This window comes from Amycolatopsis sp. NPDC004368 (genome assembly GCF_053602515.1).
Map to the genome: position 1 here is coordinate 170,387 of NZ_JBSGDT010000012.1, position 24,763 is coordinate 195,149.

The following is a 24,763-nucleotide window of genomic DNA, read 5'->3' on the forward strand; positions in this document are numbered from 1 at the left end:
AAGACACCTCAGGAAGACGACCACCGGTCGCCGCCCGAGCGGGACGCGCCGTTGAGCCGCAGCCGGGCCGCCTCGGCGCGTTCGCGCTCGGCCAGCTCCTCGTGCAGCTCGCGCAGCAGCGCGCGGTCGCGTTCGGACAGGCTCGGGTCGTCGAGGTCCAGCGCGGGCAGCTCGACGACCTCGTGCATGCTCGGCTTGCCCGCGGCGATCTCGCGACCCTTCTCCGGGTCCTCCGCCAGCGCCTGCCGCAGCTGCGCGACCTCGGCCGGCGTCAGGTCGGCGGTGCGCTCGGCGCGCGTTTCCGACCGCGACTTGCGCGAGTTCTCGGCCTGCGGCGCCGGCGTGTTCTGCACGATCGGCACCACCGGAGCGACGACCTCGGGTGCCTGCCGGATGCTGTGGCGGCTCGGGGCCTCCATCACCGGCTCGGCGACGGGCGTCGGCACCGGGGCGGGTGCCGGAGCGGGCGGCGGGGTGACGACCGGCTCGGGCCGGTACTCCGTGGTCGTGTGCGTGCTGCCCGTGACCCACACCGGCGTGGCGACGGCCGACGCCGACTGGTGGTACGCGGACCGCGCGACCCCCGGGCCGCTGACCTCGACGACGGACCGGATGCCCGCGCGGCGCAGGGCAGTGTCGACGCGGAACGCGACGGCGGGCGGGTTGCCCTCCGGGCCCAGCTCCACCAGCACCACCCGCTGCGGCAGCGCACCCGGCACGGAACCCGCGGGGGTGTTGCGCCACACCGCGTGCACCGAGCGGACGTCCGGCAGCACCTGCAGGGTGCGGTCGAGCGCCTCGGCCAGCCCGAACTCCGGCTGGTTGTCCCCGGTGAAGCGGTGGCTGTGGACCTGCTCGGCCTCGTCGACCAGCAGGTCGTTGGCGAGCGTCGCGTCCGACCGGCTCATCTCGAGCACCAGCGCCAGCTCGCGCTGTTCGGCCGAGCTGACCGTGATCCGGCCCGCGATCAGCGTGCCGGTGGTCAGCTCCACCGCTTCGTCGATGTGCGCGCGGGCGATCAGCTCACGCGCTTCGGTGAGCGCGCTGTCGTCGATGCGGCCCGCCAGGGCCAGCAACAAGTTGTGCAGGCGCAGGGGCACCGAGAACCCGTCCATGGGCGGGCCTTCGTGAACCTCCACCATTGCTCTGCTCCTCCCAGCTCGCCTGGCGGCTCGAGCGTTAAGCGGCGACTAGTCGATTACCCGAACCCGCGGCGCCAACGCAGACCAGCTCCGAATTGGCGAGCGCGGCCCGGTGGTACCCGGGGAGGTCGAAGCGCGGTGGGATGACCTCGACGCTCGGCTCCTCGTCCCCCAGGACCCGCAGCACGCGCTGCAGCTCGCCGGTGAGCCTCGGCAGCCCGGACGTCGCCGTCACCAGCAGGACTCGCTTGGCCCCACCCTCACCGACCACACCGAGGTGTCGCCAGCTTTGCCGCACTTCCCCCACATCCGCGCGTCCTCGCAACGTTGCGTGGAGCAAGACGGAAACGGAGTCGACTGAGTTCACCCATTCGGGCGCACTCGGTGTGAATGTGTACCGGGTCTCGGTGACGTCGTCTACCCCCAGGGTGGAACTCACCTGGTGCCAGTCGGCGCCGTGCGGAATCAGACCCGCGACGAGCAGGCGGTACTCGGTTTGGTCCAGATCGATCCTGTGCTTAAGCAAAGACCTGGGAAGGGTGCGCGCGAGCGTGCCCATCGCGCCCTCGCCCAGCCAGTCGCGGAACCGCCACAGGAGCTGGTCGGGCGTGCGCCCCGCGAGCCGGATCAGCAGCTCGTGCAGCGACTGTTCGATGTCGGGGTCCATCACTTCACCTCCACGATCAGTTCGACCTCCACGGGCGCCCCGATCGGGAGCTCCGCGACGCCGACGGCCGAGCGGGCGTGCTTGCCCTGCTCGCCGAAGACCTCGCCGAGCAGCTCGGACGCGCCGTTGATCACCGCGGGCTGGCCGGTGAAGCCCTCAGCGGACGCGACGAAGCCGACCACCTTCACGATGCGCGTCACCGAGTCGATGCCGACTAGCGCGTGCACCGCGGCCAGCGCGTTGAGCACCGCCGTGCGGGCGTGGCCCTTGGCCTCCTCGGGGCTGACCTCCGCGCCGACCTTGCCGGTCGCGGCGAGCGTGCCGTCGACGAAGGGCAGCTGGCCGGAGGTGTAGACGTGCGAACCGCTCTGCACGGCCGGCACGTAGGCGGCCAGCGGCGCGGCGACGCCGGGAAGTTCGATTCCGAGCTCAGCGAGCCGGGAAGTCCAGGTCACGGCCAGTCCCCTCAGTTCTTCGGGCGCTTGAGGTACGCGACGTGCTGCTCGCCGCTCGGGTTCGGGAGCACGGTGACCAGCTCCCAGCCGTCCTCGCCCCACTGGTCGAGGATCTGCTTCGTCGCGTGGATCAGCAGGGGGACGGTGGCGTACTCCCATTTGGTGGCGCTCATGACCCGGGAGCGTAGCTGTATTTTTGGCCCCGGCTCCGCCGGGGCGTGCGAGATCGCCTTTGCGCCAGCGATCTCGTGCTGTGGTCTGTACAAGGCGGCTGGTTTTGGCCGGCTGGCGACGTGAAGGAATTTGCGTTCGTGAAGGCCTTGAGAGACTTTGCATACGTGAAAGGGCCCGTCACAGCCGTTACGGTTGGCGGGGTGGAGACGTGGCGGATCGTCGCGACCGCCCTGCTCGTCGCGGCGGGGCTGCCGCTCGTGCTCGTGGTGATGGCCAAGGTGCGCGACCGCGTGAACAACTCGGCTCAGGTCGCGCTCGGCGGCGCGGTCACCTTCACGGCGCTGGTCGTGGTGGCCGTGCTCACGCTCACCGTGCTGCCCGGCGTGCTCACCTGGATCATCGTCGCCGTGGTCGCGGCTGCGGTCGGCGTCATGGTGCTGGCCGGCTGATGCCCGGTTTAGTGTTGACGGTGTGACCACACCCCCCGCCGGCTGGCCCGACGAGCTCACCCGGGCCCGGCTGCACTTCGTCACCGGCAAGGGCGGCACCGGCAAGACCACCCTCGCCGCGGCCCTGGGCCTGGCGCTCGCGCGCGAAGGTCGCCGGGTGCTGCTGATCGAGGTCGAAGGCCGCCAGGGCATCGCCCAGCTCTTCGACACCGAGCCACTGCCGTACGCGGAGCAGCGCATCGCGTCCGTCCCCGGCGGGGGCGAGCTGCGCGCGCTGCACATCGACGTCGAGGCCGCGCTGCTCGAGTACTTCGAGATGTTCTACAACCTGGGTTTCGCGGGCCGCACGCTGCGGCGGATGGGCGCGATCGAGTTCGCGACCACGCTCGCGCCGGGCCTGCGTGACGTGCTGCTGACCGGGAAGATCAAGGAGTGCGTCGGGCGCACGGAGTCCGACGGCCGCCACACCTACGACGCCGTGGTGGTCGACTCGCCGCCCACCGGCCGGGTCGTCAAGTTCCTCGACGTCACGAAGGCCCTGACCGACCTCGCCAAGACCGGCCCGATCCGCGGCCAGGCCGATGGCGTCGTGCGGCTGCTGCACTCGGGCGAGACCGCCATCCACCTCACCACGCTGCTGGAGGAGATGCCGGTGCGCGAGACCGTGGAGGCCGTGGCGGAGCTCGACGGCGCGGACCTGCGCCCGGGCGCCGTGCTGGTCAACCGCGTACGCCCGCCGCGGTTGCCCGCGCGGTCGGTCACCGCGGCCGCCGACGGTCGCGTCGACGCCGGGCGCGTGCGCTCGGGCCTCGCGTCGGCGGGTCTGAAGCTGCCGGAGGAGACGCTCGACGCGCTGGTGGAAGAGACAGTGGAGCACGCCGTGCGCGTGGCCGCCGAGCAGCGGGCGCGCGAGCAGCTCGCCGAGGCGGACCTGCCGACGCTGGCGCTGCCGGAGGTCACCGACGGCGTGGACGTGGCGGCGCTCTACGACCTCGCGGAAGCGTTGCTGGACCAGGGGGTGCGCTGATGACGGCGATCGACGTCGACGCCCTGCTCGACGACCCGGAGAGCCGCGTGATCGTGTGCTGCGGCTCCGGCGGTGTCGGCAAGACGACCACCGCGGCGGCGCTCGCGCTGCGCGCGGCCGAACGCGGGCGGCAGACGGTGGTGCTGACCATCGACCCCGCGCGGCGGCTGGCGCAGGCGCTGGGGCTGCGCGAACTGGGCAACCACCCGCGTCAGGTGCAGGTGGAGGGGTTCGAGCCCAAGGGCGAGCTGTGGGCGATGATGCTCGACATGCGCCGCACGTTCGACGACATGGTGCGCGTGCACGCCGGCCCCGAGCGGGCCGAGCAGCTGCTGCAGAACCCCTTCTACCAGACCATTTCCACGTCGTTCTCCGGCACGCAGGAGTACATGGCGATGGAGAAGCTGGGCCAGCTCGCCGCCACGGACGAGTGGGACCTGATCGTGGTCGACACGCCGCCGAGCCGTTCGGCGCTCGACTTCCTGGACGCGCCGACGCGCCTGTCCAGCGCGCTCGACGGGCGCATGATCCGACTGTTGACCGGCCCCGCGAAGGCGGGCGGCTGGGGGCTGCGCAAGGTGGTCAGCGCGGGGTTCTCGATGTTCGCGAAGGCCGTGTCCACGATCATCGGCGGTCAGCTGCTGGCCGACGCGTCGGCGTTCATGCAGGCCTTCGACAGCATGTTCGGCGGGTTCCGCGAGCGGGCGCGCAAGACGGCCGAGCTGCTGCGCTCCAGCGGCACGTCGTTCCTCGTGATCGCCGCGCCGGAGCCCGACGCGCTGCGCGAGGCGTCTTACTTCGTCGAGCGGCTCGCGGGCGAGTCGATGCCGCTCGCGGGTCTCGTGGCCAACCGGACGCACCCCGTGCTCGCGCCGCTTTCGGCGACGGAGGCCCTGGCGGCCGCGGAGTCGCTGCAGAAGGGCGACACGAGCGCACCGCTGGCCGAGGCCGTGCTGCGGCTGCACGCCGACCGCGTGGCGCTGGCCGAACGCGAGACCCGGCTGCTGGCCCGGTTCACGAAAGCACATCCCGAGGTGCCGCTGGTGCGCGTGCCCGCGCTGGCCGGTGACGTGCACGACCTCGAAGGCCTGCGCGACATCGGCACCAGGCTGGTCACCGACTGAACTCGTGAGTGACTGAGCTGCACGCTCAGCCACTCACGAGTCGGGTCAGCTGACCTGCGCGCTCTCCACCGCGTCACGCTTGGCGGCTTCCAGCAGCTCGGTCCAGCTGGTGACGTCGGCACGCCGGCGCAGCAACGCCCGGCGTTCACGTTCGGTCATGCCGCCCCAGACGCCGAAGTTGATCCGGCCGTCGAGCGCCTCGGCGAGGCATTCCGTGCGAACCGGGCACCCCATGCACACGGCTTTGGCCCGGTTCTGCTCGGCGCCGCGCACGAAGAGCCCGTCGGGATCCGCGTCCCGGCACGACGCGCTCATGCGCCATGTCGCCTGGTTGGTCTCCATACCCCCAGCTCCCTACCCTGGTGTTCGACACCAGCGAAGGTGAAGCTCCCGCTCCCACCCCCGCGAGCGTGTCTCCCTCTGAGTCCCACGTCCGGTGACGGCACCTCCCCGGTGCCGCTTGCCGCCGTTCGGTCCAGAGGAGCTCCCACTCGCGCTGGGCCATCGGGCGGCAAAATCATTCGTGGAACGTTGACGGACTGTAGGGGCCTTCGGTTCCCCTAGCCAAGACCTAGCATGCAATCCGTTACCGGAAGTCACCTCATGGGGTCCGTTTTGTCACCACTGTCGCCCCCTGGCGGGTGTGAGGTAACGGGAGCACAACCAGCCTTCAGTACCCTGGCCTTCGTGCGCAAAACGGACGGTCTCTTCAAGCTCATCGGCCTCTGTCTGCTCGCGGGGGTGCTCGTCGCCGGAATCCTGTTCCCCGTGGTGGGCGCGGCCGGCGTCGCGTCGAACCAGGCGAGCGAGACGGTGGAGAAGACATCGTCCGACCTCGCCGACATCCCGCCACCCCTGGTAACGACGATCACCGACTCGGGCGGCAAGCCGATCGCGACGCTCTACGACCAGTACCGCATCCCGGTCGCGGCCGACCAGATCAACGAGGCCATGCAGTGGGCCCTGGTCTCGGTGGAGGACAAGCGCTTCTACGAGCACCACGGCGTCGACTGGCAGGGCACCCTGCGCGCCGCCGTGTCCAACAGCACCGGCGGCGACACGCAGGGCGCGTCGACTCTCACCCAGCAGTACGTGAAGAACTACTTGATCAACGTGGTGTACCGCGGCGACAAGGTCGGCCAGGAGAAGGCGCAGGAGCAGACGCTCGCGCGCAAGCTCAAGGAAGCGCGGATCGCGATCCAGCTCGAGACGAAGCTGTCGAAGCAGCAGATCCTCGCCGGGTACTTGAACATCGTCGAGTTCTCCCGCCAGATCTTCGGCATCGGCGCCGCCGCGCACGCGTACTTCAACACCACGCCGGAGAAGCTGACGGTGCCCCAGGCCGCACTGCTCGCGGGCCTGGTGAACAACCCGATCAACAACGACCCGTGGAAGCACCCGGACAAGGCCACCGCCCGCCGCAACCTCGTTCTCGACCGCATGGTCGACAACCGCAAGCTCGCGAAGGCCGACGCGGACCGCTTCAAGGCCGAGCCGCTCGGCGTGGTCCCGGACGCGCCCGCGAAGCCCGCCTCGAACTGCACCGGCGCCGGCCCGGAGAACGGCTTCTTCTGCCAGTACGTCGAGGACTACCTGCTGAAGGCCGGCTTCTCGAAGGACGACCTGTACACCGGCGGCTACACGATCAAGACCACGCTGGACGAAAAGGCCAACCACGAGGCGAAGGTCTCGGCCGAGACGCAGGTCAAGAAGACGCAGAAGAACGTGGCGAACACGCTTTCCCTGGTGCGGCCGGGGAAAACGCGCCATGAAGTGGTGGCGCTGGCGGCGAACCGGGATTACGGGATCGACGCGGATCAGGGGCAGACGACGTTCGCTTTGCCCTCCGGCGTGTACAACACGGGTGGGGCGGGGTCGAGCTACAAGATCTTTACGACGGCAGCGGTGCTGGATCGGGGAATTGCGGGGATCTACAGCAACATCCCGGTGGGTGACAGCTATGTGTCACACGTGTTCTCCGGTGGTGGCGACCAATGCCCGCCCACCGGTCCGCCGCTGCGTTCCCGTTGGTACTGCGTCGGAAACGCCGGGCACTACGGCGCTTCGAACACACTTCAGGGCGCCCTGGCGACTTCTCCCAACACCGCGTTCGTGGCGCTCGAGGACAAACTCGGCAGCACCGCGCCGGGTATCGACATGGCGGTGCGGCTCGGCATGAAGAACACCATGGCGAGCAATACCGGCGGTGGTCCCGTTGACCCGAACGACCCGGCCAGGGCCCAAAGCCAGGCCAAGGCATACGGCCCGACCGACCGCACTCCCGGCTTCGGCGCGTTCACCCTGGGCTTCAGCCCGACCAGCGGCTTGGAGATGGCCAACGTGGCCGCAACCCTCCTGAGCGGCGGCGTCTGGTGCCCGCCCACTCCGCTGTCCGGCATCAGCGACCGCAACGGGAAAGCCGTGCCCTACAAGGAAGAGGCTTGCAGCCAGGCGGTGCCTGAAGGTCTCGCGAACACCATGGTCGTCGGCATGAGCAAGGACGACCAGCCGGGCGGTACCTCCGCCGCGGCGGCCGCCGCTGTGGGCTGGAACCGCCCGATCCTCGGCAAGACGGGAACCACCCAGAACAACGGCTCCGCGACCTTCGTCGCCGGCACTCCGCAGATGGCCGGTGCCGCCATGGTCTTCCGCCCGGAAGGCGGTTCCGGCGGCCTCTGCTTCCGCTCCGTCGGCACCGTCACCACCTGCGGCACGGGCAACATGTTCGGCGGCAAAACCCCCGCCCAGACGTGGTTCGGCGCGATGAAGAACATCATGGCCGACCAGCCGATCATGCCGCTGCCACCGGAGGATCCGAAGTACACGGGTCGCTGATCACAGCGTGAAGGGCGCAGGCTCGGGCCTTGAGATCGCGGCATGGGGACCCAAGCCGCGATCTGGCCGATCCTGCTGGGCGTGCTCGTCGTTTCGGTCGGAGTGGCCGTGTGGCCGCTCCGGCCGGCGGCCCTCCGCGCCGGAGTCATGGCCGCGCACGTGGCCGCTTCGACGATCCTGATCAGCACCCTCGACGGCCCGTGGCAGATGTGGTTCGTCCTGTTGATGTGGGGCGGCATCATCGCGCTCGTCCGGCTGTCGATCGACATCGTTCGCGGTGTGACCCGCCTCGCCCACGCGGGCAACTCGCTGGACTGATCCCTTCTGCCGGGACGTGAAGATCTCCGGGGAAGGGGAGGCCATGGAGCTGCTTCTCAGCGTGGTTGCGGTCTTGTTCGCACCCTCGATGGTCGTTGCCTGTTGGCCCCGAACGGCTGGCGGGACATGGCCCCCGCCGGAGGCCGGTGGTGCTGCGAGCAAGGCGGTCGTCACGCTTGATGGTTGAACCCAGGCGTCAGAACTTCTGCAGGTCCTTGAGGATCACCTGGTTCCACCACAGATACGTCTGGTCCAGTTCCTTCGGCGTCGACACCCCGTCGAACACGAGGACGCAGAGGGTGTGGGTGCGGGCGTCCGTGTAGACGAACGTGTCGTCGTAGCAGGCGAGGAAGTCGCCGGCGTGGGGGGCGTTGGCGCCCGGCCGGTAGTAGGAACCCCAGATATTCGGGTGTTTCACGGCGTCGCAGCCGCCGTGGTCGTCGTCGCGGGTGAGGTTGTGGGCTTGGACCATGCCTTCGAAGAAGGCGGACAGCGAGGCTTCGTCGGGAAATTGGTTGAAGTGCGCCTGGGTCGGCTCGCGGAGGGTGATGTTGCCGGACTGGAAGGTGCCCGCGATCGACTTCGTGCAGTACGTCGCGGCCGTCGCGCCCTGAACGGGTTGGGCCGCCGTGCAGCCGGTGCCCTGGTAGGTGGGCGGCACCGGCGCCGTGCCGCCGGGTGGTGGGGGCGCGCTCGACGACGGAGATTCAGCTGAGGACGTCGCCGGGCCTCCTGACGTGGTGGGCGGGTTGCTGGATCGCGAAGTCGAGGTCGAAACCGGAGTCGGGGTCGGCGTGCCGCCGTTTGCCGTGTTCTGGCCCTGGCCGTGGATGATCAGCACGGTCGCGACGACGGCGATCACGACCACGACCACGACCGCCACCACGCCCGTGACGACCGCCGCCCGCTTCGAATTGCGTGGCGGGGTCGGCACCTGGCCAGGGCGGGTGGGCTGAGGTCCGCCCGGCCACGTCGGGCTTCCGGCGGCCAGCGGGATCGGCGTGTTGAGCGAGGTCGAACCACCTGCGGTGGCGGGACCGTTCGCGAAGCCGGCTCCGGGCGTGAACGGTCCGCTCGTCGGTGCACCGACCGGGATCCCGGAGGTGTTCGGTCCAGGCGCGGAGAAGCCCGGAGGCGGCGTCTGGCCGGCGAATTGAGGTCCACCGCTCGGGGCGGAGGGAAAGCCGGGAGGTGGCGTCGTACCCGCCGGGGGCGAACCCAGGCCGGCCATCGGGCCCGAGGCGGGCGCACCGCCGGCCACCGAGCCAACCGAGCCCGCCGGCGCACCGCCGGCCATCGGGCCTGAGCCGGGCGCACCACCGACCGGCGACCCGGCCGAGCCCGCTGACGCATTTCCGACCGGCGACCCACCGCGACCGGCCACCGGGCCTCCCGGCGCACTGCCGGCCCCCGGCCCAACCGGGTCTGCCGAGCCGCCGGCCGCCCCCGGCGCGCCGAGACTCCCCTGCTGCCACACCGGCACGCTCGTCTCGGCACTCGTCGCCGTCGGGCCCGGCGTGTCCGCCAGCGCCGCGTTCACGGCCTCCGCGAAGGCGCCCGCCGTCGGGTAGCGATCGGCCGGATCCTTCGCCATCCCCCGCGACACAGCGTCATCCAGAGCGCGCGGCAGGTCCCTTCGCGCCGCGGACAACAGCGGCGGCGGCGAGTTCAGGTGGGCGGCCATCTGGGCGACGGCCCCGTCCACGGGAAACGGCCGGTGCCCCGTCAGGCATTCGTAGAACACGCAAGCCAGCGCGTACACGTCGACGGACCCGTCGAGCGGTTTGTCGCCAAAGCGCTCCGGCGCCATGTAGTCCAGGGTGCCGATGACGTTGCCCGTACCCGTGATCGACGTCACTGTGCCCGACATCGAGCGTGCGATGCCGAAGTCGACCAGATAAACGAAATCACCGTCGGTGACGAGGATGTTCGAAGGCTTCACGTCGCGGTGGACCAGCCCGTCGGCGTGGGCCGCGTCGAGCGCGCTGGCGACCTGTGTCACCAATCCGGCGGCGCGCGAAGCCGTGAGCGGACCGTCGGCGATCGAGTCCTTGAGGTCGTGGCCCTCGACCAAGCGCATGTCGAGGTAGAGGCGGCCGTCGATCTCGCCGTAGGCGTGGATCGGGATCACGTGCGGCTCACGCAGCCGCGCCACCACCTGCGACTCGCGCCGGAAACGTGCGCGGAAGGCCTCGTCGGCCACGTACGCGTCGGATAGCCGCTTCAGTGCGACAACGCGGTCGTGCGCGGTGTCGTAGGCGCGGTGCACCTCGCCCATCCCGCCGCGCCCCAGCAACGCCTCGATCCGGTACGGCCCGAACTGTTCCATCGTTCTCCCCAAGCCCCCCGGCTTGTTCACCCGTACTCGGGCCGACGCAGATGCTAACCAGCCCGTTCCCGCAAACCACGTGACGTCACCCAACTGTTGAGCACGCAACCGCGAGGCGGAAGGCACACTGAGTGATCACCGCTGCCCGCAAGCCCAGGACCACGCCGACCACGTATCCTCGCCTTGTGAGCACGCTCAGTAACACCAGTACCGCCAAGAAGCTCGCTGTGGGGACCCTCGCGCTCGGGACCGCGACGCTCGGTTACGCCGTTGGCGTCGAACGGCGGCGGTTCACCCTCCGCACCGCCGAACTGCCCGTGCTGGCGCCCGGCTCGAAGCCGTTCACGATCCTGCACGTCTCCGACCTGCACATGCTCCCGGCACACCGCGCGAAGCAACGCTGGGTCGCCGCGCTCGACCGCCTCGAACCCGACCTCGTCGTGAACACCGGCGACAACCTTTCGCACCGCACGGCCGTGCCCTCGGTGCTGCGCGCGCTCGGCCCGCTGCTCGACCGGCCCGGTGTGTTCGTCTTCGGCAGCAACGACTACTACGCGCCCAAGCCGAAGAACCCCGCCCGCTACCTCATGCCGAAGGGCAAGAAGAAGCGCATCCACGGTCTGAAGCTCCCTTGGCGCGACCTGCGCGCCGCGTTCCTCGAGCACGGCTGGACCGACCTCACGCACGCGCGCCACACGATCGACGTCGCGGGCCAGACCGTGTTCGCCGCCGGGCTCGACGACCCCCACCTGCACCGCGACCGCTACTCGGAGATCGCCGGCCCGGCCGACGCGGGCGCCGTCGTGCGCCTCGGCGTCACGCACTCGCCCGAACCGCGCGTGCTCGACCCGTTCGCCTCCGACGGCTACGACCTCGTCCTCGCCGGCCACACCCACGGCGGCCAGCTGCGCGTGCCCGGCTACGGCGCGCTGGTGACCAACTGCGAGCTCGACCGCACCCGCGCCCGCGGCGCCTCCCGCTGGGGCGCGCACATGTGGCTGCACGTGTCGGCCGGCCTGGGTACGTCGCCGTACGCGCCGGCGCGGTTCGCGTGCCCGCCGGAGGCGAGCCTGTTGACGCTGGTCCCGCGTGGCAGCGGGGCGTCTGATGCGCGAAAGGCAACCCCACGCAAACCCGCTCGGACCGTCGGCTAAACTTCCTCTCGACCCGTTAAGCAGTACCTCGGGGTGTGGCGCAGCTTGGTAGCGTGCCTCGTTCGGGTCGAGGAGGTCGTGGGTTCGAATCCCGCCACCCCGACGAGTAAGTGTAAGGGCCTCATATCTGCGGAATGCGCAGGTATGAGGCCCTTACTCGTGTGTCTTCTGGGGGTCGAACCCCCAGACCCCCGCCAGGGAGGGCTTCGCCCCCTGGCCCCCCAAAGGCGAGTGGCTGGCTTGTCGAGGTTGGTGCGCGGAGGGGGTCAGGGGGAGGCCGTGAATTCCGTCGGCACTGCGGTCGCGTTGAGCACGAATGCTTACCTTGTCGCGGTGAGTTCCGTCCAGCACTGCAGGAAGTCGCCGGGGCCGGCGGTGCGCGTCCAGGAGTAGGCGGAGCGGGCGGCGGATGTGAGCTGGTCGCGGTCGGGGTGGGCCGGGTCGGCGAGGGCGGCCGCGAGCGACTGTTCGACGAAGGTCGCCAGGTCGCGGTAGGCCAGGTCCGAGCGGTGCCGCGTGCGGGTGATGACCTCGGTGAAGCCGCTGTCCGACACCTGCGTCGCGATGGAGCGGCCGGCGAACGGGTTGGCGCCCGAACGCCGCAGGAGCAGGTAGTACCCACGCAGGGCGGCGTCGACGTTGGCCGTCTTGGGGCGCAGCCGGGCGCGGCCCCAGTCCGAAGTGGACAGCGCCAGTCGGCCGCCGGGGCGCAGCACCCGGTGCAGCTCCGCCAAGACCGCCAACGGGTCGGGCACGCGTTCGAGCAGGGCGTGGGAGAAGGCGACGTCGGCCGACGACGTCGGGAACGGCAGGTCCAGCGGATCGATCTCGAAGTAGTCCATAGTGGACTCCCCGGCGGAGAAGCCGAGCGTGATCGTGCCCCGGCCGCAGCCCAGGTCGACCACCCGCATGCCAGGCGTGAAGAGCGCGTGGGCGAACGCCGCCCGCTCCACCGCCGTGCGCGCCGCTCGCTTCGACGCCGCGTCCCGCGCGTATCCCTCCAGCACCCGGCACACAGTACGGCCACCAGGGTGGCAGGATCGAGGGGTGAGCACGCAGTCAGGCAACAAATATCCGCCCGCGGTGGTCCCCGACCGCCTGTTCGCCGACGCCGACGCCGAGTCCCGCTGGCGAGCCCGCTTCCACGCGGCCCGCATCTCCGTGCCCGAATGGGCCCGCGACGCCCCCGACGCATGCGTTTACGTCTCCAACGCCAGCGGCGTCTGGGAGGTCTACGCGTGGGATCGCGCCACCGACAGTCACCGCCGCGTCACCGACCGGCCCAACGGCACCCTGCACGCCACCCCCGCCCCCGACGGCTCAGCCATCTGGTGGTTCGACGACACCGACGGCGACGAGTTCGGCTCCTGGGTGAGCCAGCCGTTCGACGGCGACAGCTCGTCGGCCGCCAAGCCGCTGCCCGAGGTCCACGACGGCTACCCGGCCGGCCTCGAGCTCGGCTCGCGCGTGATCGTCGTCGGGGTGTCGACCGACGACGGCAGCGAGCTGTTCGCGAAGATCGGCGACAAGACCGAGCGCTTCTACAGCCACCCGGACGACGCCGGCATCGCGTCGCTCTCGCGTGACGAGAGCTTGGTCGCCATCTCACATTCCGAACACGGCGACTCGCGCCACCCCGCACTGCGCGTGCTGTCGACCGACGGCTTCACGACCGTCGCCCAGAAGTACGACGGCGAAGGCAAGGGCCTGTCGGCGCTGGAGTTCTCGCCGCTGCCGGGCGACCAGCGGTTGCTCGTGCTGCACGAGCGTCGTGGCCGTGAGGAACTGCTGATCTGGGACGTCCGCGCGGACACCGAGGTCGAGCTCGAGATCGACCTGCCCGGCGAGGTCCTGGCCGACTGGTACCCGGACGCGCGGGCGTTGCTCGTGGTGCATTTCCACCAGGGCCGCAGTTCCCTGTACCGCTACGACCTCGACACTTCCGAGCTGTCCTCCGTGGACACTCCCGCCGGCCGCATCGGCGGCGCGGGCGTGCGTCCCGACGGGACCATCGAGTACTCGTGGTCCAGCGCCGCCGAGCCGACGGCGGTGCGCAGCCGCGCGGCCGACGGCACCGACGCCGTGCTCCTGGCACCGCCGGGTGAGCAGGCGCCGGGTTCGTCGCCGGTCACGGATGCGTTCGTGGAGGGCGTGGGCGGGCAGATCCACGCGCTGGTCTCGCGTCCCGCCAACGCGCCCGAAGGCCCGTTGCCCACGGTGTTCTCCCTGCACGGCGGCCCGCACGCCGCCGACGAGGACCGCTTCTCGGCCTACCGCGCGACGTGGCTCGACGCCGGCTTCGCCGTGGTCGAGGTCAACTACCGCGGCTCCACCGGCTACGGCTCGGCCTGGCGCGACGCCATCGAGGGCCGCCCGGGCCTGACGGAACTCGAAGACGTCGCGGCGGTGCACGACTGGGCCGTCGAAAGTGGACTGTCCGATAAGGACAAGTGTGTCGTCAACGGCGCTTCCTGGGGCGGCTACCTGTCCCTGCTCGCGCTCGGCACCCAGCCCTCGCGCTGGGCGGCGGGCGTCGCGGGGGTGCCGGTGGCCGACTACGTCGCCGCGTACGAGGACGAAATGGAGCAGCTGCGCTCTTTCGACCGCGCGTTGTTCGGAGGTTCGCCTTCGGATGTGCCCGCGGTGTACAAGGAGTGTTCGCCGATCACCTACGTCGACGCCGTCTCCGCCCCGGTCCTCATCCTGGCCGGCGACAACGACCCGCGCTGCCCCATCCGCCAGATCGAGAACTACCTCGACCGCCTGGGCAGCCGCGACGCCCCCCACGAGTTCTACCGCTACGACGCCGGTCACGGCTCCCTGGTGATCGCCGAGACGATCAAGCAGACGTCGATCGAGGTCGACTTCGCTCTGCGCGCCGTGCGGTGATTTCTCCGGCCGGGGTTCCTCCGCTGGGGCCCCGGCCGGGAAAACCGCTTGGCCGTTCCGCCGGCGGGGGCGGATCCTCACCTTCGTGGACGTCGTCTTCGAGCACGCCCCACGCGGCGAGACCTTCACCCGCATCACCCGCGGCGACGGTGTCGTTCTCGGGCTGCCCTCCTACTCACGCAAGTTCCGCGTGCCCCACGACCTCGCGCACGCCGCGACGGAACGCTCGCTCGCCCTCCGCGGCGGCATCTTCGGCTGCATCGCGGCGGGCGGCGTCTTCTCCAACATGACCGTGCTGCACGGCGAGCCCCGCCACGACGCACAGGAGCGCAGCCGGCGGGTACTGAAGGCAGCTTCGCGGTCGATCGCCGTGGCGGAAAGTCTGGTCGGCGTGCTGCACCATGCGGTGGAGCACCGACTGCGCCCACCGTTCGCCGCCGCGCGGGAGGCTTGGGGCGTGGTCTGCCCCGACCCGTTCCCCTTCAGCGACTCCGACATTCGCGGGGCGGTGGAGCTGCTGGCGGAGCTCACGGAGAAGTGGCAGCGCGGACCGATGGAGTTCCACTGGCCGGCGCGACTGAAGGCTGCGTAGGTCGGTGGTGGTCGGAGGGGGTGGCTCGGCGGCCGAGGGAGAGCTCAGTTTGCGCTTGACCGGGCGGCCGGTGCTGCTCAAGTTGACTCGCACGGGTGCCTGGCGCAGCTCAAGCCGCGCAAGCGCCCAGCACAAGCTGATGCGCGCGAATGCCTGGCGCGGCAGCTCGATCCGGGGGAGGCACGCACGTTGAACCTCGCGGTTCGCCCACGAGGTCGAGTTGTCCACAACTCCGCCCTGCTGTGGACAACCTGCCTGAGCAGCGGGTTTCGTCGGCCCCCTCCGGTAGAATGGATCATGGGCGGGCCCGGGAGGGTGGGCTGTGCCGTCGCGCGAGAAGGGCCGGTGGACACGCCTCGAGGTGGATCACCCAGGCGGGTCACACCGGGCAGATCAGCCAGGGCGGCTGTCGCGCCCGGGCCGATCACGCGCGTCGACCGCATCCCGCGACGCGATCACCCGACGTGGGTTGATCAATGCCCCGGCTCGATCGCATACCGCGAGCCGACCGGATCCCGGAGGCCGACCACACGCCCGGGGCTCAATCACCAAGCCGCGGGGCTGCTGATCACATGCCGGAGGCTGGCCTCAACGACAAACCCGCAAGGCCGCCGATCACACACCCAAGACCAGGCCTCAAACACAAACCCGCAAGGCCGCCGATCACACGCCCGAGACCGGCCTCAACCACCAAGCCGCAGGGCTGATCACGAGCCCTGGCTCGACCACGGGCCCGCCGGCCACCTACATCCCGCGGCGAAGCGCCTGCAAGCGGTCCACCGCGGTGGCGTCGCCGTCGTAGGTGACGTGGACGGCGGAGCGGCCGAAGACGAACAGGAGCAGGTCCACGGGGTCGCCCGTCACGGTGACCGTCGGGGTGCCCGGTTTGACCTGGGCGGAGCGGCCGTCGGTGTGGCGGAGGACCACGCCCACCGGAGACTTGCGCAGGTTGAGCTTCGCGGACTGGCGGGCGAGGCGCCAAGCCGTCTCGTCGCGGGCGGAATCAGCCGGGCGCGGTTCCCACGAAGGCTGGGCGCGGCGGACGTCCTCGTGGTGGACGAGGAACTCGGCGCCGTTGGTGAGTTCGTCGAGGGGGCCGAGGGACATGGGCCAGTACCAGGCGGGGCCGCGGCGGACCTGGTCGACGAGGGCGGGCCACGGTTTGGCCGCGTAGGTGTCCTGGACGCGCTGGGTGTGGCCGGCGAAGGCGGGCAGCACGATGCCCGGCGAGGCGTCGACGCGATGTTCTCGAATGACCAAGTGGGCGGCGAGGTCACGCGTCGCCCAACCTTCGCAGAGGGTCGGGGCGTCGGGGCCGACCTGTTCGAAGAGCGTGCTCAACGCCTGGCGTTCGTCTGCGGCAAGACCCATGTCGTCGACATTACTCGTGAGTACGCCCACCGCACCGGGACGAGACCACCCCCACTGGGTGTTTCATCGAATCGTGAGCCGACTCTTCGAACCCCTCTCCCTGCGGGGCCTGATGCTGCCGAACCGCGCGTGGGTCTCGCCGATGTGCCAGTACTCCGCCACCGACGGCCTGCCGAACGACTGGCACCTCGTCCACCTGGGCCAGTTCGCCGTGGGCGGCGCCGGGCTCATCCTCACCGAGGCCAGCGCCGTCGTGCCGGAAGGGCGCATCAGCCCGCAGGACACCGGCATCTGGAACGACGACCAGGTCGCCGCGTGGCGCCGGATCACCGATTTCGTGCACGCGCAGGGCGCGGTGATCGGCATGCAGCTCGGCCACGCGGGGCGCAAGGCGTCCACGCGCCGGCCGTGGGAGGGCAGCGGCACCGTGCCCGAGTCCGAGGGCGGCTGGCAGAGCGTCGGCGTGGATGACCAACCCTTCGGCGACTACGCGCCCGCGCGGCCGCTGACCACCGACGAGGTCGCGCGGATCCCGGCCGACTTCGCCGCCGGCGCCCGCCGTGCGCTCGCCGCCGGATTCGACCTCGTCGAGCTGCACCTCGCGCACGGCTACCTGGGCCACCAGTTCCTGTCGCCGCTGTCCAACTCCCGCACCGATCGCTACGGCGGCGACTTCGAGGGCCGCACGCGCCTCCCGCTCGAGCTCACCGAAGCCGTGCGCGAGGCCATCGGCCCCGACGTGCCGCTGCTCACCCGCATCTCCGCCAGCGACTGGGCCGACGGCGGGTGGTCCGCCGACGACTCCGTGCACCTCGTGAAGCTGCTCGCCGACCGCGGTACGGACCTCGTCGACGTCTCCACAGGCGGCAACGTGCCCCGGCCCGACATCCCCATCGGCCCGGGTTACCAGGTGCCGTTCGCGGAACGCATCCGCCGCGAAACGGCCGTGCCCGTCGGGGCCGTCGGCATGATCACCGAACCGGAGCAAGCGGAACAGATCGTCGCCACCGGATCGGCCGACGCGGTGTTCCTCGCCCGCGCACTCCTGCGCGACCCGCACTGGCCGCAGCGCGCGGCCCACGCCCTGGGCGCCGAAGTGCGGTGGGCGGACCAGTACCTGCGGGCCAAGCCGCGCCGCTGACCCACACCCGGCACGCGGGTGACGGCGGTCAGTGGTGGAACGCCGTCGAGGTGGCCGCGTCGTGCTGGGGCTGGGTCTGGCGTGCCAGCTCCGGCAGGGTCCGGCGCAGGTCGTCCAGCAGGAGGTCGGCCAGGTCGTGGGTGAAACCATTGCGGACGACGACGCGCAGCACCGCCAGGTCCGTGCGGTTCTCCGGGAACGTGTACGCCGGCACGAGCCAGCCGCGTTCCCGAAGCCGGCGGGAGACGTCGAAAACGTCGTAGCCGGTGATGTCCGGTTTGGTCGTGAACGCGAACACCGGCAGCTGGTCGCCCCGGGTGAGGAGCCGGAACGGACCCAGGTCGGCGATCGCGTCGGACAGGTGGAGCGCGACATCGCGCGAAGCCTGCTGCACCGCGCGGAAACCTTCGCGGCCGAGCCGGACGAAGGTGTAGTACTGCGCGGCCACTTCGGCGCCGGGGCGCGAAAAGTTGAGGGCGAACGTCGGCATGTCACCGCCGAGGTAGTTGACGTTGAAGACGAGCTCGTCGGGCAGCGCCTCGCGATTGCGCCACACGATCCAGCCGACGCCCGGGTACACGAGGCCGTACTTGTGCCCCGAGGTGTTGATCGACGCCACCCGCGGCAGCCGGAAGTCCCACGCCAGGTCCCCGTCGAGGAACGGCGCGATCATCGCCCCCGAAGCTCCGTCGACGTGCACGGGGATGTCCCAGCCGGTGCGGGCCTGCAGGTCGTCGAGCGCGGCGGCGATCTCGGCGACGGGCTCGTAGCTGCCGTCGAAAGTGGACCCGAGGATCGCGACGACGCCGATGGTGTTCTCGTCACAGCGCTTCACCGCCTCCTCGGCGGTGAGGTGCAGCCGGTCGCCGTCCACCGGCACCAACCGCGGCTCGACCTCCCAGTACTCGCAGAACTTGTCCCAGCACACCTGCACGTTGGCGCCCATCACCAGGTTCGGCTTCCCGGTGCGGCCGAACCTCCCCCAGCGCCGCTTCAGCGCCATGCCGGCGAGCATGCACGCTTCGGACGAGCCCGTGGTGGAGCAACCCATGACGTCGTTCGGATCAGGCGCGTGCCACAGATCGGCGAGGATGTTCACGCAGCGGCGCTCGAGCTCGGCCGTCTGCGGGTACTCGTCCTTGTCGATCATGTTCTTGTCGACGCACTCCGCCATCAGGTCGCGCGCCTGCGGCTCCATCCAGGTGGTGACGAACGTGGCCAGGTTGAGCCGCGCGTTGCCGTCGAGCATCAGCTCGTCGCGCACGAGCTGCAACGCCGTGTCCGGTGGCAGCGACGTGTCGCGAAGCTTGTCGTGCGGCATCACGAAGTCCGCCGCCAGGGCGGGATTCGCCCCCGCGTACAGGGGATTCGTGCCCGACTTACGGTTCGACCCGTTCTGTTCCCCGCTGTGCAGCACCATGCTTGCGACCGTACTGCCGCGCGCCGCCCGCGCCAGCCCGAAACACCCACCCGTCATTTCAGCGGCGCCACCTCCAGCACCTGGGCCTCGGGGCCACAGCGGAAAACGAGCCCGGCTTCGGTCCGGTCCAGTTCGGCCAGCGGCACGCCATCGAGCCAAGCCCGGTGTCCACCCGGGACCTGCCCGATCGTCACGGTTCCCTCGCCCGGTACGTCCGGCGTGCGTCGCAGGCGGGTGCGCAGGACACCGTCGATTACCTCCGCCTGGCTGACCTCGACGTCGCGGTCGACCACGGTCAGCGCCGGTTCGGTGAAGTGGCTCGCCGGCCACGGATGGGTGTAGAGACCCCAGAGGCCGTCGGGGGTGTTGAGACGGGCGTAACCGAGCAAGACGTTGCCGCTCATCGGCTCGATGTCGGTGCGGTTGCCGTCGGCGTCGGCCGGCACGTCGTTGCGCGGGTAGTACAGACCTCCATCGCGCCAGGTCGGGTTCATGAAGCGGTCGGCGTGCGCGAGCAGGCTGCCGAGCGTGTCCGCGTCGCCCATCTCCGACGCCCACGCCGCCACCCAGCCGAAATCGCACGTGTCGGTGATGACCGGCTGCCCCATCACCTCCCGCGCCGGGGCAGAGCGGACGGACCGGGTGCCCTCCGGGCCGTCCACGAGGAACCGGCGGACCTGCTCGGGGTAACCGCGGTGGACGAAGTCGCGGTTCCACATGTTCATCAACGCGCCACACCACGCGTCCACCCACGGCGAAGGTGCTTCGTTGGGGCGCACCCGTTTCGAGTCGCTGGTGATCATCATGTTGTAGTGGCCCGATTCGTCGAGCCGCCCGAAGTCGGCCCACGCGCGTTCGTAGCCGGCCACCACCTCTTCCGCTCGGCTGCCGCCGGTGATCAGGTCGTGGAGGCGGAAACCGAGGATGGCGGGCTGGTTGCAGATCTGGAACACGCAGTTGGGCTCGCACGCCACGCCCAGGTAGCCGTTTTCCACCATCTGCCAGTAAATGTGCTCGTTCAGCGACTCACGATCGTACGGGAACCGCTTCTCCTCACCGCCCCAGAAGTACGACCAGTGCTGGAAAGTCAGCGATCCGGGCTGCGCGAACTCGTCGGAGGCGAACAGGTAGTCGTGCAGCAGGGCCATGGACTGGACGTACGCGCTGTACATGATGTTGTCGCGCACCACCGGATCCCACTCCTCGCCGAGCTCCCCGAGGTGCGCGTTGACCACCGCCCCGCCGCGGCTGACGTCGCGCCAGTACAGCCACACCTCGGGCATCAGGATCTTGTCGATCAGCCGCCGCAGCGTCGGCCGGAACAGCCCAGGCGCGGCGGGCAGCCGGTGGCGGTGGGTGAGGGCCAGCGCGTACGCCATGTACGCGAGCTGGAAGCGGTAGCCGCCGAAGTCGTCCTGGCCGGTTCCCTTTCCCTGCATGAAGGACCAGTCGTTGCGGAACTGGCGGGAGAGGTTGTCGAAGTGGCGGAGGTGACCGAGTTGCCGGCGGTCCAGCGGGGAGTGCAGAGCGGGCATGGCTCAAGTGAACACGGAAACCGGCGGGAAAGCGCGCTTTCGGTGGCAGGAAAGGCAGTTCTGGCGCGAACGGGCCGCTCGTGCCGTCGTGGTTACTGTGCGTTTGTGGCGTGAAGCAATGCGCGCCCTGCGAAGCAGACAACGCGGCACCGCCGAGAAACACCGCCGAACGACAACGGGCCGCCCACCTCGAAAGGTGAGCGGCCCGCCAAGGCGATGAACGCGTCAGGCCTGCTGCGCCTGCCACATCCAATGCGCCTCTTCCAACGCGCGCGTGATCTCGATCAGCAGGTCCTGCGTCACCAGATCGCTCTTGTCGGTTTCGTCGATGCGCTTGCGCAGGCGCTCGATGAGCGTCGCCAGGATGTCGACGACAGCGGCGACCGTCGACTCCACTGACTGCCAGTTGTCGGGGTACTCCGGGGCGCCCGAGCTCTCCACGACGGTTTTCGCTTTGCCGTTCGGGGAGATGCCGATAGCGTTGGCGCGCTCGGCGACCTCGTCCACGTACTGGCGGGCCGTGGCGACGAGTTCGTCGAGCTGCAGGTGAGCGCTGCGGAAGTTCTTGCCGACCACGTTCCAGTGGGCCTGCTTCGCGATCAGCGACAGGTCCACGAGGTCGACGAGCGTGGCCTGCAGAGCATTGCCGGTGATCTCCTTGTCGGCTGCGCTGAGCGGGCTCTTGATCGGAGAGTTGGCCATCGGGATTGTCCTTCCTGTGCGTGGTGGCGGAAACAGGCCGGTGATTCAGACCGTGGTGGTGAGTGCGACCTCGATGTTGCCCCGGGTCGCGTTCGAGTACGGGCAGAGCTGGTGGGCCTGCGCCACGAGCTCTTCGGCCTGGGCCTTGTCCATGCCGGGCAGCGCGACGTTCAGCACGACACCCAGCTGGAAGCCCACTTCCTGCTTGTAGAGGCTGACCTCGGCGGTCACGGTCGACGCCGGCAGCTGCACCTTCGCCCCGCGGGCGACGGCCTGCAGCGCGCTGTGGAAGCACGCGGAGTAGCCGGCGGCGAACAGCTGCTCGGGGTTGGTCTTGTCACCGCCCGGGCCGCCCATTTCCTTCGGGATCGCCAGCGACTCGTCGAGGACCCCGTCGGACGAGGTGACCTCACCGTTGCGGCCCTCGCCGCGCGCGGTTGCGGCCGCGGTGTAGATCGCGTCAGCCATTCCTTCGCCTACCTCCTGTCGGGACGCCCGGCTCGGCGTCTCGTTGATCGACAACGTCCCACATCAGCGGAACATTGCCACCGCATGGCAGGCATCACTTCCCGGGAGTACCCGGGAAGTGACCGTTGAAACCTCAGCGCGAAAGGGTGAACTCGGCCACCTGGCGGCCGATCAGGCGCAGCGTGCGAACGCTCTTGTCGTCGGACGCGCCGCCGGCTTCGTCGAACTTCGTCTCGGCGGAGTTGATCGACCCGCCCAGCGGGGTGGCCCAGCCGCGCAGGGCGTGCGTGATCGTGCGCAGCTGGTCGAGCGTGGTCACGGCGGCCTGCCAGCCGAAGGCGACGGCGGCGAGGCCGACCGCGCGCCCGTCGAGGTACGGGCGGGCGTCCTCGCGAAGGTCCTCCACGTAGTCCAGAGCGTTCTTGACCAGCCCGGAAAGCGCGCCGTGGTAGCCGGGCGAGACGACGATGAGGCCATCGGCCCGCCGGATGCTCTCGATCAGCCGCGTCGCGCGTTCGTCGCGCTCGCGAACGGCCTGGTCGTAGAAGGGGAGCACGAGCTCCGGCCCCGGGATCAGCTCGGTGTCCACCCCGAGCTCGGCGGCCGCGCCGAGGGCGATCTTGAGCGCGCGCTCGGACTGCGAACCGTCGCGCAGCGAGCCGCCGATCCCGAGAACCGTCTTGGCTGAAGTCACGTACCCGAGGCTAACCCCTCGACTTAAGTGGAGGACCAGGATTTGGGACGGAGTTCCCGATCGCAGCTGGACCCGGTACCTACTGGCAAGTAACCTCGGGATCGACAGCCGAGGAGGAACGATGGCGATCCCGCTCCAGGTCCGCGTCCAGGCCGCCGCCGCGCAGCTCGTGTTCTGGCTGCCCCGGCCCGTCCGGCGGCTCATCGCCGGGCCGCCGCTGCGGCGCGACGGGCAGGAGCTCGCCCTCGACGCCCAGCTCCTGCTCCGCCTGCAGCAGCTCACGGGCACCGCGCTCGTCGGCGACACGGTGGAGGGCTCGCGCCTCGGGCTGGAGCTCGGCCGCCACCTGGTGAGCGGCAGGACGATCGAGCCCGTGGCCGTGCGCGACGTCGTGATCCCGGCTGCCGGCGCCTCGCTCGACGCGACGCTCTACACCCCCGCCGGCCTGCCCGAACCGTCCGGGCTGCTCGTGTTCTTGCACGGCGGCGGCTGGGTGGTGGGCTCGCGCGCGACCCACGACAACGCCGCGCGCTACCTCGCGAAGCACGCGGGTGTGCGCGTGCTCTCGGTCGAGTACCGGATGGCACCGGAACACCCGTTCCCGACGCCGTTCGAAGACGCACTGGCGGCGTTCGACTACGCCCATGCCAACGCGGCGGAGCTCGGCGCCGACGCCGACCGCATCGCCGTGGGCGGCGACAGCGCGGGCGGCAACCTGTCCGCGGCGGTTTCGTTGCACGCGGTGCGCCGAGGCGGCCCCGCGCCGGCGTTCCAGCTGCTCATCTACCCCGCGGTGGACTTCACCACCCGCCGCCGCTCGCGTGAGATCTTCGGGGAGAAGCTGTTCCTCACCGATGAGTCGATGACCTGGTTCGAGGGCCACTACGTGCCGGCCGGCACCGACAAGGCCGACCCGCGCCTGTCGCCGCTCGCCGCGAGCGACCACAGTGGACTGCCGCCGGCGTTCGTCATGACCGCGGGTTTCGACCCGCTGCGTGACGAGGGCGAGGCGTACGCGGAGAAGCTGCGCGAGGCCGGTGTGCCCGTGGCCGTGAGCCGGCAGCCGGACCTGATCCACGGCTTCCTGAACTTCACCGGCGTGGGCAGCCGCTTCCGCGAGGCCACGGCCGAGCTGGCGGGCGCGTTGCGGCTGGGGCTGGCGCAGGGCGAGAAGAAGTAGCGACCCCGGACACCACCGGAGCCTGGTGCGGCGAACCGCACCAGGCTCCGAAAACCCCGTGGTCCGGGGGTGGTTACGCGCCCGGGACCGGCAGTGGTGGCACCGGCAGCGGCGGCACCGGCAGGGAGCCGAGCAGTCCGCCCAGGATGCCGGTGACGGCACCCAGCAGGGCCTTCAGCAGGTCGCTCACGATCTTCAGCGGACCGGGCAGGTCCGGAATCGGCGGGAGCGGCAGCGGCGGGAGTTGACGCGGCGACGCCGACGGGTCGGACAGCAGGCGGCTGGACTCGTCCGCACGGCCCTTGGCCGCCGAGGACAGCTGCTGCGTCTCCGACTGGATCGTGTAGCGCTTGCCCGCGGCGAGGTCGCCGAGGACAGGGCTGAGCTTGTCCAGGTCGGCGCGGGTGAGCCCGACGTTGCCGGCGTAGGCGGCCTTCGTCAGGTCGTCCCGCATCTGGAGCACCTGAGCACCGACGGCTTCGGTGGACGACGAGCCCTTGCCACCCGCAGGGCTCGCCGAGGCCATCCCCGAGGTGCCGACGGCCAGCAGACTGCCGGCGGCTACCAAGGCGATGATCCGCCCAATCTTGCCTTTCATTCCTTACCTCCTGGCCTCTGGAGACCTGACGGGTAAATCGATACCCGCCGTGTCGACCGAGCACCAGCCGATCACCGGAATGGGAGGTTTTCTAACCCTTACGTGCCGAATTCGTCCGCCGGGAACAAGCCCGCAATTGATTAACGTGGACGGCTTGCCCATCCCCCTGAAGATCATCGTGACCGATCATGAACAAGACTCGGAGTAGCCGCCTGCCACGAATGGCCCGGTTGCTCACCTGATCAGGTGTATTGCGTGATCGTTTACCCTCATCACTCCGTCGGACCGCGTGTCGCCACTGCTCCGGTCGGGGTGTCCCCCACGCACGCACCGCCACCGGTGGAGTAGCCAGATCACGGACAGATCTCCGAGCCGGGGGCCAGCGGAAACGAAAACCGGCTAGCTGTTGCGGGGCATGACGTTGGTGTCGGCTGACGGGGCCTGAGATAAGGGACGGGTCTTTCGGCGGCAGGATGAGAAGTGCGACCAACACATCCGC

Annotated in this window: 24 protein-coding genes and 1 tRNA gene; 11 read left to right on the forward strand and 14 right to left on the reverse strand. The window is 70.2% G+C overall.

What is annotated here, in order from left to right; all coding sequences use genetic code 11:
- Nucleotides 1–8: 8 nt before the first annotated feature.
- From ACWEOE_RS19415 to ACWEOE_RS19430, 4 genes are read right to left on the reverse strand one after another with little or no spacing between them, the layout of a single operon-like run.
- Nucleotides 9–1,142: a hypothetical protein gene (locus ACWEOE_RS19415; RefSeq protein ID WP_452010823.1), complete on the reverse strand. Its 1,134-nt coding sequence runs from the start codon at nucleotides 1,140–1,142 to the stop codon at nucleotides 9–11.
- A 37-nt stretch (nucleotides 1,143–1,179) separates the two neighbouring features.
- Nucleotides 1,180–1,809 carry a hypothetical protein gene (locus ACWEOE_RS19420; protein WP_220244880.1) on the reverse strand — a complete coding sequence of 210 codons (630 nt, stop codon included), beginning with the start codon at nucleotides 1,807–1,809 and terminating at the stop codon, nucleotides 1,180–1,182.
- Nucleotides 1,809–2,264, reverse strand: a complete 456-nt coding sequence (locus tag ACWEOE_RS19425) for a RidA family protein (protein ID WP_452010826.1) — start codon at nucleotides 2,262–2,264, stop codon at nucleotides 1,809–1,811. Before ACWEOE_RS19425 ends, ACWEOE_RS19420 begins: the two co-directional genes overlap by 1 nt.
- A gap of 11 nt (nucleotides 2,265–2,275) precedes the next feature.
- Entirely contained in the window at nucleotides 2,276–2,437 is a 162-nt protein-coding gene (locus tag ACWEOE_RS19430) for a DUF4177 domain-containing protein (RefSeq protein ID WP_006238837.1), read from the reverse strand.
- A gap of 201 nt (nucleotides 2,438–2,638) precedes the next feature.
- Here ACWEOE_RS19430 and ACWEOE_RS19435 point away from each other — a divergent pair, with 201 nt between their 5' ends.
- Genes ACWEOE_RS19435 through ACWEOE_RS19445 form a run of 3 tightly spaced genes read left to right on the forward strand, consistent with a single transcriptional unit; the run spans nucleotide 2,639 to nucleotide 5,038 of the window.
- Nucleotides 2,639–2,887, forward strand: a complete 249-nt coding sequence (locus ACWEOE_RS19435) for a hypothetical protein (protein ID WP_452010828.1) — start codon at nucleotides 2,639–2,641, stop codon at nucleotides 2,885–2,887.
- A gap of 22 nt (nucleotides 2,888–2,909) precedes the next feature.
- Nucleotides 2,910–3,914, forward strand: a complete 1,005-nt coding sequence (locus ACWEOE_RS19440) for an ArsA-related P-loop ATPase (RefSeq protein WP_452010831.1) — start codon at nucleotides 2,910–2,912, stop codon at nucleotides 3,912–3,914.
- Nucleotides 3,914–5,038 carry an ArsA family ATPase gene (locus ACWEOE_RS19445; RefSeq protein ID WP_452010833.1) on the forward strand — a complete coding sequence of 375 codons (1,125 nt, stop codon included), beginning with the start codon at nucleotides 3,914–3,916 and terminating at the stop codon, nucleotides 5,036–5,038. Before ACWEOE_RS19440 ends, ACWEOE_RS19445 begins: the two co-directional genes overlap by 1 nt.
- Nucleotides 5,039–5,083: 45 nt before the next feature.
- On the opposite strand, the gene ACWEOE_RS19450 is transcribed toward ACWEOE_RS19445, so the two are convergent.
- Nucleotides 5,084–5,380 carry a WhiB family transcriptional regulator gene (locus ACWEOE_RS19450; RefSeq protein ID WP_452010836.1) on the reverse strand — a complete coding sequence of 99 codons (297 nt, stop codon included), beginning with the start codon at nucleotides 5,378–5,380 and terminating at the stop codon, nucleotides 5,084–5,086.
- Nucleotides 5,381–5,725: 345 nt separating this feature from the next.
- Between ACWEOE_RS19450 and ACWEOE_RS19455 the strand changes: the two genes are divergently transcribed.
- A complete protein-coding gene (locus tag ACWEOE_RS19455) occupies nucleotides 5,726–7,873 on the forward strand; it encodes a transglycosylase domain-containing protein (RefSeq protein WP_452010839.1) in 2,148 nt (715 codons plus the stop codon).
- A 42-nt stretch (nucleotides 7,874–7,915) separates the two neighbouring features.
- Nucleotides 7,916–8,191: a hypothetical protein gene (locus ACWEOE_RS19460; RefSeq protein ID WP_452010841.1), complete on the forward strand. Its 276-nt coding sequence runs from the start codon at nucleotides 7,916–7,918 to the stop codon at nucleotides 8,189–8,191.
- A 196-nt stretch (nucleotides 8,192–8,387) separates the two neighbouring features.
- On the opposite strand, the gene ACWEOE_RS19465 is transcribed toward ACWEOE_RS19460, so the two are convergent.
- The gene (locus tag ACWEOE_RS19465; RefSeq protein WP_452010843.1) at nucleotides 8,388–10,520 is read right to left on the reverse strand and encodes a protein kinase domain-containing protein; all 2,133 of its coding nucleotides are present in this window, start codon (nucleotides 10,518–10,520) and stop codon (nucleotides 8,388–8,390) included.
- Between the two features lie 185 nt (nucleotides 10,521–10,705).
- On the opposite strand from ACWEOE_RS19465, the gene ACWEOE_RS19470 reads away from it, so the two are divergent.
- Nucleotides 10,706–11,674, forward strand: coding sequence for a metallophosphoesterase (locus ACWEOE_RS19470; protein ID WP_452010845.1), 969 nt, complete (start codon nucleotides 10,706–10,708; stop codon nucleotides 11,672–11,674).
- A gap of 29 nt (nucleotides 11,675–11,703) precedes the next feature.
- A tRNA-Pro gene (locus tag ACWEOE_RS19475) sits at nucleotides 11,704–11,777 on the forward strand.
- A 217-nt stretch (nucleotides 11,778–11,994) separates the two neighbouring features.
- Here ACWEOE_RS19475 and ACWEOE_RS19480 read toward each other — a convergent pair.
- Nucleotides 11,995–12,681, reverse strand: coding sequence for a class I SAM-dependent methyltransferase (locus tag ACWEOE_RS19480; protein ID WP_452010847.1), 687 nt, complete (start codon nucleotides 12,679–12,681; stop codon nucleotides 11,995–11,997).
- 40 nt (nucleotides 12,682–12,721) lie between these two features.
- On the opposite strand from ACWEOE_RS19480, the gene ACWEOE_RS19485 reads away from it, so the two are divergent.
- Both ACWEOE_RS19485 and ACWEOE_RS19490 read left to right on the forward strand, forming a co-directional pair.
- Nucleotides 12,722–14,563, forward strand: a complete 1,842-nt coding sequence (locus tag ACWEOE_RS19485) for a prolyl oligopeptidase family serine peptidase (protein WP_452010850.1) — start codon at nucleotides 12,722–12,724, stop codon at nucleotides 14,561–14,563.
- An 85-nt stretch (nucleotides 14,564–14,648) separates the two neighbouring features.
- A complete protein-coding gene (locus ACWEOE_RS19490) occupies nucleotides 14,649–15,155 on the forward strand; it encodes a hypothetical protein (RefSeq protein WP_452010853.1) in 507 nt (168 codons plus the stop codon).
- 744 nt (nucleotides 15,156–15,899) lie between these two features.
- Here the strand turns inward: ACWEOE_RS19490 and ACWEOE_RS19495 are convergent.
- Nucleotides 15,900–16,526: a TIGR03085 family metal-binding protein gene (locus tag ACWEOE_RS19495; RefSeq protein WP_452010855.1), complete on the reverse strand. Its 627-nt coding sequence runs from the start codon at nucleotides 16,524–16,526 to the stop codon at nucleotides 15,900–15,902.
- A 73-nt stretch (nucleotides 16,527–16,599) separates the two neighbouring features.
- Here ACWEOE_RS19495 and ACWEOE_RS19500 point away from each other — a divergent pair, with 73 nt between their 5' ends.
- A complete protein-coding gene (locus ACWEOE_RS19500; RefSeq protein WP_452010857.1) occupies nucleotides 16,600–17,667 on the forward strand; it encodes an NADH:flavin oxidoreductase/NADH oxidase in 1,068 nt (355 codons plus the stop codon).
- Between the two features lie 28 nt (nucleotides 17,668–17,695).
- On the opposite strand, the gene ACWEOE_RS19505 is transcribed toward ACWEOE_RS19500, so the two are convergent.
- From ACWEOE_RS19505 to ACWEOE_RS19525, 5 genes are all read right to left on the reverse strand, one after another.
- Nucleotides 17,696–19,087, reverse strand: coding sequence for a glutamate decarboxylase (locus ACWEOE_RS19505; RefSeq protein ID WP_452010859.1), 1,392 nt, complete (start codon nucleotides 19,085–19,087; stop codon nucleotides 17,696–17,698).
- Nucleotides 19,088–19,140: 53 nt separating this feature from the next.
- Complete coding sequence (locus tag ACWEOE_RS19510; RefSeq protein ID WP_452010862.1) at nucleotides 19,141–20,622, reverse strand: linalool dehydratase/isomerase domain-containing protein; 1,482 nt, start codon at nucleotides 20,620–20,622, stop codon at nucleotides 19,141–19,143.
- Between the two features lie 225 nt (nucleotides 20,623–20,847).
- A complete protein-coding gene (locus tag ACWEOE_RS19515; protein ID WP_452010865.1) occupies nucleotides 20,848–21,324 on the reverse strand; it encodes a Dps family protein in 477 nt (158 codons plus the stop codon).
- A gap of 45 nt (nucleotides 21,325–21,369) precedes the next feature.
- Complete coding sequence (locus tag ACWEOE_RS19520) at nucleotides 21,370–21,792, reverse strand: organic hydroperoxide resistance protein (RefSeq protein ID WP_452010868.1); 423 nt, start codon at nucleotides 21,790–21,792, stop codon at nucleotides 21,370–21,372.
- 133 nt (nucleotides 21,793–21,925) lie between these two features.
- Nucleotides 21,926–22,486: an NADPH-dependent FMN reductase gene (locus ACWEOE_RS19525; RefSeq protein ID WP_452010871.1), complete on the reverse strand. Its 561-nt coding sequence runs from the start codon at nucleotides 22,484–22,486 to the stop codon at nucleotides 21,926–21,928.
- Between the two features lie 121 nt (nucleotides 22,487–22,607).
- On the opposite strand from ACWEOE_RS19525, the gene ACWEOE_RS19530 reads away from it, so the two are divergent.
- Nucleotides 22,608–23,666 (forward strand): alpha/beta hydrolase, encoded by a 1,059-nt coding sequence (locus ACWEOE_RS19530; RefSeq protein WP_452010874.1) that lies wholly within the window; start codon nucleotides 22,608–22,610, stop codon nucleotides 23,664–23,666.
- A gap of 73 nt (nucleotides 23,667–23,739) precedes the next feature.
- Here the strand turns inward: ACWEOE_RS19530 and ACWEOE_RS19535 are convergent, their stop codons facing one another.
- Complete coding sequence (locus ACWEOE_RS19535) at nucleotides 23,740–24,264, reverse strand: hypothetical protein (protein WP_220244902.1); 525 nt, start codon at nucleotides 24,262–24,264, stop codon at nucleotides 23,740–23,742.
- Between the last annotated feature and the right edge of the window lie 499 nt (nucleotides 24,265–24,763).